This is a genomic window from Streptomyces sp. NPDC006207 (assembly GCF_040613835.1).
Lineage (GTDB): Bacteria > Actinomycetota > Actinomycetes > Streptomycetales > Streptomycetaceae > Actinacidiphila.
The window spans coordinates 1-10,335 of record NZ_JBEXSX010000122.1 but is presented as its reverse complement, the minus strand read 5'-3'; the positions used below and the strand labels follow the sequence as shown (position 1 = coordinate 10,335).

8 protein-coding genes and 1 pseudogene are annotated in these 10,335 nt (G+C 71.1%); 5 read left to right on the top strand and 4 right to left on the bottom strand.

Translation table 11 applies throughout. From position 1 onward, the window contains the following. Positions 1–76: 76 nt before the first annotated feature. Positions 77–268, bottom strand: coding sequence for a hypothetical protein (locus ABZ312_RS44380; RefSeq protein ID WP_500440163.1), 192 nt, complete (start codon positions 266–268; stop codon positions 77–79). A 760-nt stretch (positions 269–1,028) separates the two neighbouring features. Between ABZ312_RS44380 and ABZ312_RS44375 the strand changes: the two genes are divergently transcribed. Continuing rightward, positions 1,029–3,272 carry a M4 family metallopeptidase gene (locus ABZ312_RS44375; RefSeq protein WP_500440162.1) on the top strand — a complete coding sequence of 748 codons (2,244 nt, stop codon included), beginning with the start codon at positions 1,029–1,031 and terminating at the stop codon, positions 3,270–3,272. A gap of 149 nt (positions 3,273–3,421) precedes the next feature. After that, a complete protein-coding gene (locus ABZ312_RS44370) occupies positions 3,422–5,854 on the top strand; it encodes a helicase-associated domain-containing protein (protein ID WP_500440161.1) in 2,433 nt (810 codons plus the stop codon). A 20-nt stretch (positions 5,855–5,874) separates the two neighbouring features. On the opposite strand, the gene ABZ312_RS44365 is transcribed toward ABZ312_RS44370, so the two are convergent. Then, on the bottom strand, positions 5,875–6,309 hold the full coding sequence (locus tag ABZ312_RS44365) for a ribosomal maturation YjgA family protein (RefSeq protein WP_500440160.1): 435 nt from the start codon (positions 6,307–6,309) through the stop codon (positions 5,875–5,877). Between the two features lie 921 nt (positions 6,310–7,230). Here ABZ312_RS44365 and ABZ312_RS44360 point away from each other — a divergent pair. Then, positions 7,231–7,583 (top strand): annotated as a pseudogene (locus tag ABZ312_RS44360) (AAA family ATPase); the annotation flags it as partial. A gap of 11 nt (positions 7,584–7,594) precedes the next feature. Here the strand turns inward: ABZ312_RS44360 and ABZ312_RS44355 are convergent. Continuing rightward, positions 7,595–8,458 (bottom strand): LLM class flavin-dependent oxidoreductase, encoded by an 864-nt coding sequence (locus tag ABZ312_RS44355; RefSeq protein ID WP_500440159.1) that lies wholly within the window; start codon positions 8,456–8,458, stop codon positions 7,595–7,597. A 410-nt stretch (positions 8,459–8,868) separates the two neighbouring features. Between ABZ312_RS44355 and ABZ312_RS44350 the strand changes: the two genes are divergently transcribed. Then, positions 8,869–9,273 carry a hypothetical protein gene (locus ABZ312_RS44350; protein WP_500440158.1) on the top strand — a complete coding sequence of 135 codons (405 nt, stop codon included), beginning with the start codon at positions 8,869–8,871 and terminating at the stop codon, positions 9,271–9,273. Positions 9,274–9,379: 106 nt separating this feature from the next. Then, the gene (locus tag ABZ312_RS44345; protein WP_500440157.1) at positions 9,380–9,811 is read left to right on the top strand and encodes a hypothetical protein; all 432 of its coding nucleotides are present in this window, start codon (positions 9,380–9,382) and stop codon (positions 9,809–9,811) included. Positions 9,812–10,041: 230 nt separating this feature from the next. On the opposite strand, the gene ABZ312_RS44340 is transcribed toward ABZ312_RS44345, so the two are convergent. Beyond that, positions 10,042–10,335: integrase core domain-containing protein (locus tag ABZ312_RS44340; RefSeq protein ID WP_500440156.1), on the bottom strand; the 294-nt coding region annotated here is incomplete at its 5' end.

The window sequence follows — 10,335 nt, the reverse complement described above, 5'->3', positions numbered from 1 at the left end:
TGGTCGTGAACCCGTCTACCAGGAGCTTCTTCACGTCCAGACACCACCCCTCCAGCCCAACTACCCACGCACTCCATCAGGTTGGAAAAGGCTCAGTGACGATGTGGATCGTCTGACCGCCGTGGAGCGGGTACGCGAGACCCGGCCGGCCCGGCCGTCCGGCGGTGGGCATGACGCGGAGCGTGTGGGCGGGGAAGACGATGTCCACGACCGCGCGCAGGTAGAACGGCCACTGCGTCGGCCGGGCGGGACGAGGTGCGACGGGCACAAGGGTCTCCTCTGAAAGGGACCCCCTTACCTGCCGGGCAGGGAGATCTGCGGGCCGCGGGCGCGGCGGGATCAAGCAGGCCAAGTGCCGTGCACCTGACCGGCAGTGATGCTCGCACAGCGCCCGGCGCGACGTCCAGAGCGCGCGGCGGGGGTGTCGCGCCGAGTGTGCGACAGGGTCGTCCGGCGGCCACATTGGCCGGAAACCGTCCCGTCCTCACGTGGCGCGAGGTGACGTGCCCACGATGCGGGCCCAGGCGTCGGCGCGGCGGTGCGAGGCAACCGGCTCCGGGGGCTTGCCCTTGCGGCCGGGGACCGCCACCGGTCCGGAGGGGTGCGAGTGGGCAGCTGTCGGTGTCCGGCTGACCTGCGACGGCGGGAGCTTCGTGCACCGACGGTGCCTTCGCGGGGCGGGCCCCGCGGCAGGCGGCAGTCGACGTCCGGAGCGGGCTGTCGAGCAGCGCCGAGTACCTCCCGCGAGGTCGAACAGACCAGATGGGCCGCCGCTTTGTGACACCCCCGCGAGCCTCTCTCCGGAATCCGGACAATGATCTCCGCACTCGTGACAGGGGGACCGGCCGCTGCAAGCATCTGGGGCTGTGTTCGGGCCACTTCAGGGGGCGAGGGCGGCTCCGACGCAGCCACGTCCTCACCCGCCCCCGCATCGCCCCCACTCACAAGGAGTCCCAGGAGTGACGAGCACCTTCCGCGCCACCCGGTCCACGCCATCCGCAGCCCGGTCGTCAGGGCGCAGACGCGCCGTGGCGACCGCGACCGTCACCATGGCCACGCTCATCGCGTCCGTCCTGCCCCTCGCCTCGGCGGGCGCGCAGGAGAGCCCGCAGGGGACCGCGGCGTCCTCCGTGCCCGGAGCGCGGACGGTCCCGCTCACCGCTGCGCAGCGCGGGCAGATGCTCAAGGCCGCCGCCGCGACGAGCGCCGGTACGGCCGAGTCGCTGAAGCTGGGCGACGAGGAGCAGCTGATACCGAGGGACGTCGTCAAGGACGCCGACGGCACCGTCCACACGCGGTACGAGCGGACTTTCGCCGGTCTCCCCGTCCTCGGCGGCGACCTGGTGGTGCACGAGCGGGCCGGCGCCCGGACGGTCACCAAGGCGTCCGGCGCGAAGCTCACGGTGCCGACGACCAAGCCGGCGCTCGCGGCGGCCAAGGCGCGGAAAGCGGCCCTGGACATCGCCGGCCGGGAGGAGACCCGCAAGGCCGCGGTGGACCGCGCGCCGCGCCTGGTGGTCTGGGCGTCGACCGGCGCACCGACCCTGGCCTGGGAGTCCGTCGTCACCGGCGTCCAGAAGGACGGCACCCCCAGCCGGCTCCAGGTGGTGACCGACGCGAAGACCGGCAAGCAGCTCGCGAGCGTCGAGCAGGTCCACGCGGGTACGGGTACCGGCCAGCACAACGGCAGCGTGCAGATCGGCTCCGTCCGCAACGGTGACGTCTTCGAGCTGGTGGACGCCGCACGCGGCAACCACGAGACGTACGACTACGACACCCGGCAGGTCATGACGGACGACGACGACGTCTGGGGCGACGGCACGCCGGCCGACCTCCAGACGGCCGCCGTGGACGCCGCCTACGGCGCCCAGCAGACCTGGGACTTCTTCCACTCCCGCTACGGCCGCGAGGGCATCGCGGACGACGGCGTCGGAGCGCGCTCCTACGTCCACGTCGGCGACGGGTACGTCAACGCGTACTGGGACGAAGAGTGCTTCTGCATGAACTACGGTGACGGCGAGGACAACCAGCGGCCGCTGACGGCCCTGGACATCGCCGGCCACGAGATGACGCACGGCATCACCTCGGCCACCGCGGACCTGATCTACAGCGGAGAGTCCGGCGGACTGAACGAGGCCACCAGCGACATCATGGGCACCGCGGTGGAGTTCTTCACCAACAGCCCCAAGGACGTGCCGGACTACCTGATCGCCGAGAAGGTCGACGTCTACGGCACCGGCGTACCGCTGCGCTACATGGACCAGCCTTCCAAGGACGACGTGGGCTACGGCGGGTCGCAGGACTACTGGACCACCGGCACCAAGTACCTGGACCCGCACCAGAGCTCGGGCCCTGCGAACCACTTCTTCTACCTGCTCTCCGAGGGCAGCGGCAAGAAGACGATCAACGGCGTTAGCTACGACAGCCCGACCTTCGACGGCAAGGCGGTCTCCGGCATCGGCCGCGAGTCGGCCACCGACATCTGGTACCGCGCCTTGACCGTCTACATGACCAGCACCACGGACTTCGCCGGTGCGCGCACTGCCACGCTCCAGGCCGCCGCCGACCTCTACGGGATGGGCAGCAAGAAGTACGAGGCGGTCGGCAACGCCTGGGCCGCGGTCAAGGTCGGGTACCGCTTCGTCGACTACCTCGCGATCGACAGCACCAACCCGCGGCGGACGGCGACCGGCCAGCAGGTCACCTGGCAGATCCAGGCACAGAGCTCCCGCCCCGGCCCCCTCACCTACTCCGCCAAGGGCCTCCCTCGCGGCATGTCCATCAACGCCAGGACCGGCCTTGTCTCCGGGACTCCGGTGAAGGGCGGCGAGTACCGGCCCGCGATCACCGTCAAGGACGCGGCGGGCAACTGCCGCACGGTCCGCTACCAGTGGACCGTCCTGGCCTCCGGCGGCGACGTCTTCGTCAACCCGAACCGGTACGACATCCCCAACTGGGCGGTGATCGAGAGCCCGGTCACCGTCAGCGGCCGCAACGGCAACGCCCCGGCCGACCTCAAGGTGACCGTCGACCTCTACGCCGTCCACGTCGGCTTCTACGTCATCGACCTGGTCAGCGAGGACGGCCGGGTGATCCCGGTCAAGGGCTGGTCGCAGGGCCCCGTCGCGATCCCCGAACTGCACCAGACGTTCACCGTCGACGCCTCCACCGTCCCGGCCAACGGCACCTGGAAGCTCCGGGTCAGGGACAACACCCCCGGCAACTTCATCGTCCTTCCCGGCTACCTCGACACCTGGAGCCTGGGCTTCTGACCAGCCTCCTTGCGGGGCGCGGCCCCACGGCACGGCGGCATGCCGTGTCGTGAGGCCGCACCTTGCCCCCGCCGGTACGGCGCCTCCGAGGCGAAGTGCATCGCGAGAGGGGTGCCATCGGGGGACTCGGACTGTTCTAGGCTCAGGGGGTGCATGCACGTACTGCCCTGGAACAGTGGCTCGCCGGGCTCTCCGCCGAGCCCCTGACCGCCCTGCTGGAAGAGCGCGAACTGCCGCGTGCCGCGGGCTATGCGCCGGTCACCACGTTCCGGCAACTGGCGGAGCACCTCCTCACCGACGACTCCGTGGAGCGCGCCGTCGCTGCGGGGACAGGGGGCGAGGCGCAGTTGCTGGCGTGCGTGGCGGCCCGGGCCCTGGAGACGTACGGGCCGGTGCCCGCGGCCGAGCAGCACGCGTACGGCTGGCGCCCGGCGCCGCCGCCGGTGGACCCCTACACCCGGCTGGTGCCCGAGGCGGACGTGCTGGACTGGCTGGAGCAGGGCGGCACGCCACGTGAGAGGACGGCGGAAGCGCTGCAACGGCTGCGGGAGCGGGCGCTGGTGCTCCCCGCGCCGCGCGGCCGGCTGGCGCTGCCGTCTTTGCTGCACACGTCGGCGGCCCGGATGGACGGCTACGGCAGGCCGGCCGACCTGCTGTTCACACAGGCGTACAACGCGCCGGAGATCAAACGGATCGCCGCCGCCCTCGGGATCGAGCAGCGCACCCGCGCGGACGCACAGGCGGCGGTCGGCGCACTGCTGGCGGACCCCGGCCGGGTGCGGGAGCTGGTGGCCACCGCCCCGGCGGCGGCTCACGAACTGCTCGACCACATGCTGCAGGGACCCCCGCTCCTGCGCACGCACTGCTTCGTGTCCCGGTACGGCGACTACGCGGGACCCGACCGCAAGTACACGTTCCGGGAGGGCGGCAGCGGGGACGAGGGCACCGACTGGCTCGCCGAACACGGCATGGTGGTGCCGGTCGGGCCGGATCTGGTGGAACTGCCGTACGAGGTCGGTCACGCACTGCGCGGGGATCAGCCCGCGCCCACGCCGAGCCTGGACCCGGAACCGCTGACGTGCGTCACCCGGCTGCCCCCGGACTGGGCGGCCCAGGGCGCGGTGGCGGCGGGAGCCGCCGCATGGCGGGCGGAACTGGTGCTGCGGGAACTGGCCGCGCGACCGGTGGCGGTGCGCAAGGCCGGCGGGATCGCGGTGCGCGACACCAGGAGACTGGCCAAGGCGGCCGGGACGAGCGAGGCACACACCCGGCTGTGGCTGGACCTGGCGGTGAACGCGGGCCTTGCCGCTCCTCAGGCCGAGAAGGCGGAACCCGCCCCTCGCGGCCGGGGGCGCCGACGTCCCGCCACTCCGCCGCAACCGGCGCGGCTGCTGCCCGGCGAGCGCTACGACGCCTGGGCCGCGGCCACGCCCGCCGGGAAGCTGCTGCCGTTGACGGCCGCCTGGGCCGTGGTCCCGGAGGTGTTCACGTACTGGCCCGACGAGGGCGAGACCCCGGTCGCGCTGATCAGCCCCCAGGACCCGTACGCGGCGCCACTGCGGCACGGCGTGCTCCAGGCGCTGGCCACGTTGCCGGACGGGTACGGGCTGACCGACGGGGGAGAGGGACGCGACGAACTACTGGAGTGCGCCGTCTGGTTCCGGCCGGTGCTGATCGCGCCCTACGAGGACGAGGACCTGGAAGGGCGGCTCGAGGCCACGTTGGCGGAGGCGGAGCTGCTCGGCCTGGTGACCCACGGCGCGCTCACCGAAGTCGGCCGCGCGGTCGCCGGCCTCCTGGGCGCCGGGGCCGCCCGCCACTACCCGGCTGTGCCCGGCGCGGACGCCGACCCGGCGGCCGAGGGTGCCGACCGGCTGGGGGAGGGCCTGGCCGAGCGCCCGGCCCTGGCCAAGGCGGTGGCGGCGCTGCGCGAGGCCCTGCGCTCGCTGCTGCCGCCGCCGAGCACCACGGCCCGGTTCCAGGCCGACTCCACGGCCACCGTCACCGGCACCCCCGCGCCCGATCTGGCGGCGCTGCTGTCGGCGGTCGGCGACATCGAGTCCGAGGGGCACGCCGTGGTCTGGCGCATCACACCCGCCTCCCTGCGCCGGGCCTTCGACGCGGGATGGGACGCCGACGGCATCCTCGAACGCCTCACCGCCGTATGCCGGCCGGGAACGGAACTGCCGCAACCGCTGACGTACACGGTCAAGGACGTCGCCCGCAGCCATGGGCGGCTGCGGGTGGTGCGTTCGGCGTGCTGCATCCGCTCCGACGACACGACGCTGATCGCGGAGGTCGCGCAGACGCGCGGCCTCGCCAAGCTGGGCCTGCGACGGATCGCGCCGACGGTGCTGATCTCCACGGCGCCCCCGGACGAGACCCTCGCCGCCCTGCGCACGGCGGGCTACGCCCCGGCCCTGGAGGCGGAGACGGGCACGACGGTCCTGGAACGCGTACCCGAGGAGCGGTCCCGCTCCCTGGTCCCCACCCTCGACCAGGCACACCCGCAGTACGGGGAGCCCGTCCGCGGAGTGCCCTCCTCCGCCCGGGAGATGGCGCTACGGCTCGCCGCGCGCTGAACCGGGGTGGTGGGATTAGGTCAGCGGTGCCCCGTACGCCGGCGTGCCAGGAAGGAGCACACCGCGGTGTGGACGAGCCAGCCCGCCGCCGCGCCGAAGGCGTACCAGAGCAGATCCGGCGGATTGAAGGTGGAACCGACCACGAGACGGGCGACGAGGCTGCGTTGGGCGAGCTCCGCGGGCACGTCGCTGAGCTGCAGGAACTCGATCACCCAACTGGCGGCCAGGGCGCTTCCGGCCGCCGTCAGGGGCCTCACCCGGGGCGCCGCCAGAACGACGAGGGTGACGAGCAGGACGGTGTAGAGCGCGTCTCCGCCGTACTTGGCCACGCTCCCCTCGGCCACGGCCCGGACCCCCAGCCCTGCACCGACGGTGATCACCGCGGCCGCGGCCGCCGTCAGACGGGTCCGGACCGGGTCTGCGGCACGGCGGTGGGGTCCGGATTCGGGGGTCACCGGGTCATTCTGCCGGACGTCCAACAGAGGTCCAACGGAGGTCCGACGGACGCCCGTCGGGCGCAGCGGGCGTGGCCGCTGCGCCGACTCGTGCTTTCCGGCGCCTACCGGTCCTTCGGTGAGATGAAGGAACGGACGAGCCGGCGGATCAGCTCCGCCGCTATCAGGGCCGGCAGTGTCGGTGCCGCGAAGTGGACGTCGATCCGGATACGCGAGGCGAACGCGATTCCCAGGACCAATGCGACCAGGACGACAACGACCGCTGTGGGTATACGGATACCGCGACTTCTCTGTTGGGGTTCTTCGGTGGACGAATGATCTGTGTGCGTGTCATGCGGCACGCCGGGGGACCTCCCATGCTCGTTGCCACTCGCTCGGCCCCGGGGATGTCACCGTGGGTTGCAGCCCGGCGGTGAGGGGCCTCCATGGGCAGAGTGGAGCCCACGCCGGGGATCGGTCCACCCGGTATCCTGAATTGATTTCGCGTGTGACGGCAGCGTGGGCGAAATCCGGACAACCACGCCTCGCGGCTTTCCGTGCGGTCGGCCCGTACTGCCAGGTCAGGGCTCCGGCCGGCTGCAGGATGAGCATTTTGCGGCCATTCTTGGAACCGTATCGCACCGCAAAGGTATTGCCTTTGCTTTGCCGACCTGCTGCCATTGTCCTTGAGACCACGACGAAATCCGGTTCACCGGATCTTATCCCGTGAGGCACCCGGGCCGGGTGTCCCTGGGGTATAGGTGGTCTGTTTGGCTGACCCCGGCCGTTGCCACTCGCACCAGGGGACAGGGCCGGGTTCTGTTGCAGCGGAGTCGGCCCGATCGTGCCGACGCCGCGCACGCGTCGAGCAGCGTGCGCGCGCCGGTGGCCTCAAGCCCCATTCCTGCGCGGCGCGGCCTCCTGAACTCCGCCATGGCCGCGCCGGTACGGGCGGCCCTGGCCCGCCGGGCGGTGGTCGTCGGCGCGGCGTCGACCGGCACCACCACCATGGCCCGCGCCCTGGCCGAGCGCTACCGGGCGCGCGGAGGGGCGTGGGAGGCGACGCGATGGGTGCCCGAGTGCGGGCGCACGTACAGCGAGGAGAAGTACGCGCGCCCGCTGACGATCCGCCCCGACGCCACATTCGACGAAGTCACCTGGCCGACGACGCCGGCGTGCCCTTCGAGGACGACGGGCTGCGCGACGGGGAGCACCTGCGCTCCGGGATGACCGGCCGCTTCCGCGCCGAACTCACCTGTCACGGCCTGCCGCACGTGGTGCTCACCGGCGCACCCCGAACGGCTGATTAGACCACCGGCGGCCCCGCCTCAATGCGGCGCAGCACCGAGGGCAGACGATCCAGGTCGGGGCCGGTCTGGACCTGTCGCTCGTCCCACCAGGTGGCGCCCGCGTCGTGCAGCGGACCGATCACGTCCTTGGCCCTGGCCGCGTCCGGGGGCGTGGCACCGCCGAGCACGAATTCGAAGGGGTGTTCGGCCCCGGCCGTACGCTGCTTGCGCACGTAGCCGACCAGCTCCCGTACCTCCGCCGCATCCGGCACATGGCCATGCCGGGCAGTCTCGAACAGCGGCACCGCGCCGTCCCACCGCGCTGCCCGCCGCATGGGCGGGCGACGCGGCCAGAACCCGCCGATCCACACCGGAGGACCGGGCCGCTGCACGGTGGCGGGCAGCAGGGTGACGTCCCGGACTTCATAGTGCCGGCCGTGGTGGGTTACCGGCTCGCCGGACCAGAGGCGCCTCAACAGCTCCAGTCCCTCGTCCAGCCGCTCGGCGAGGAGATGCGGCTCGGCGGCGTCGCCGAAACTGCGGTATTCGTCCTCGATGGGACCGCCCAGACCCGCGGCGAAGATCACCCGGCCGCCGCTGAGGTGCTCCAGGGTGGCCACTTGGCGGGCAAGTTGCTGCGGACGGTAACGAGGGACCGGCGTCAACAGGGTGCCCAGCCGGATCCGGGAGGTCGCCAACGCGGCCGCGGTCAGCAGCATCCAAGGGTCCCCGAAGGGACGCCCCTGGTGCTGCCGGTGCAGTACGTGGTCCCAGACGAAGAGACCGTCCCAGCCGGCCTGTTCGGCGGCAGCCGCCACGGTCGCGACGTTACGGGGGTCGGCGAAGTCACCGAAGTTGGGGATGTTGATCGAGAAACGCATCCCAGCAGGATGCGCAGCCGGCCGCGACGGGGCAATCGGATTCCGATCCAGGCGGCTTTACGGCAGGCCGCCGGCGGACGCAGGACCACGCCGCTCCATCGGGAGACAGCAGATACGCATCCTGGCCAAGGCGCGCCGATCGTGCCCCAGTGATCGGCGGATGTGCCCGAGCGCTAAGAAGGCGCCCCGCTCGTTCGCCCGCAGTAGGCGGCTGGCCTGCACAGTCGCGTGGTCTGACGGAGCCTTGCTTGCCGACTCAAACACGCATTCGACAAGCTGTCTCGGGCCTGGAATGGCGCTCAGTAGGTCTGCCAAGTGCGCCTTTTGGGCGGTGAGCCGGCGTTGGCTCGCCTCCTGCCGGGCCCCGTCGGCCCGTTACGATCGCGGCTCACCGCAGATGAGGAGGTGCCGTGAACGGAGAGCACGCCGCCGAGCAGGGCGAGGTCACGCTCGAGCCATACGCGCGCGCTGCCCGTGGTTGCACGGCCGCCCTCGTATTCGCCATTGCCGTACTCGTGGTGTTGTTCAGCTTCCTGGGGACCATCGAGATGGAGTCGTTTCCCGGGCTGCGGGACAACCTGGCGCCGCTGGCCGTGTACGTGCTGGGGTTCGCAGCCTTGGTGGCCGTCGGCGGACTGGCGCTCTCGGGATGGCGGTCCTACGGCGGATGGGCTGCTGTCGCCTGCCTCGGCGTCCTCATGGCACTGCGGATGTGGACGCTCGCGCCCATGCTGCACTGCTGGTCGTACAACAGCGTGGGGCGCAATGACGACGGCTCGTACAACTGCGTGAACCGGGGTGACTTGCTTCCCTGAAGCCTCAGAACGCCCGAGGGACTATCGCTCTGGTCAGCTGCGGACTCCAGGTGTCACTGCCGGTCAACGCCCAGGCTTCCGGACTCGTAGCGGTTGACCTCGACTCTTGCCATGCGTTGGGGCTGAAGAGGAGGAGTACGACGCGCCCGAACTCCTCGTCGGCTGGGGGCTGACTACGGAGGCCGACCTGCTGTGCTGGCGCGCGGACACACCGGACCCCAACGAGTGGACCACGGTAATCTGGCACCGGCAGTGGGCAGCCCCCGGGTGCTGGGCCGCCTTCGACTTCGGGATGGTCGATCTTCTCTGCCGCTACGCAGCCCGCGACCTGCCCGAGCACTGGACCTTCGAACTCCCCTATACAGGGGCACGGTTCCTCCACGGTCGCGACGCCAGCCGGTTCATGGACCTGGGCATCGATCCCTGGGATGCCGAAGCCCCTGTGGAGTCAGAGCGGGACCGTGCGTCGGCTGAGGCGCTTGACGTCGTCGCCGACATCTGCCTTGTAAGTTCGATTCGCCCGTTGTGCCTGCTCTAGTCAGCGGCAACCGGCGAGGTGTGTCGCCTCCATCACGGAGTGTCGGGATGCATAGTCATCTGCCGCCGTTGATGTCAGGCTTGGATGTCAGTGGTCAGCGCCCAGTCCCGGAACAGGGTTAGAACCTCCGCGAGGTTCTCCGGTCCGCAGGCAGCCTGGAATGCGTGCTGTGAGAGCGCCATGTCTCAACCCAAACATGGGTCTGCTGCAGGTTTGGGTGACAGGTTCGGTCACGCGGCCTGGACGGCCGGTGGGGTCATGACGGTCTCGAATTCGACGGGGGTCAGGCGGCCGAGTGCGGCTTGTCTGCGGCGGCGGTGGTAGGTCCGCTCGATCCAGGTCACGATCGCGATGCGCAGTTCTTCGCGGGTGGCCCAGCTCCGGCGGTCGAGGACGTTCTTCTGCAGCAGGCTGAAGAAGGACTCCATAGCCGCGTTGTCTCCGGCTGCCCCGACTCTCCCTATCGATCCGGCCATCTGGTGGCGATCGAGTGCCCGGACGAATTTTCGTGAGCGGAACTGCGA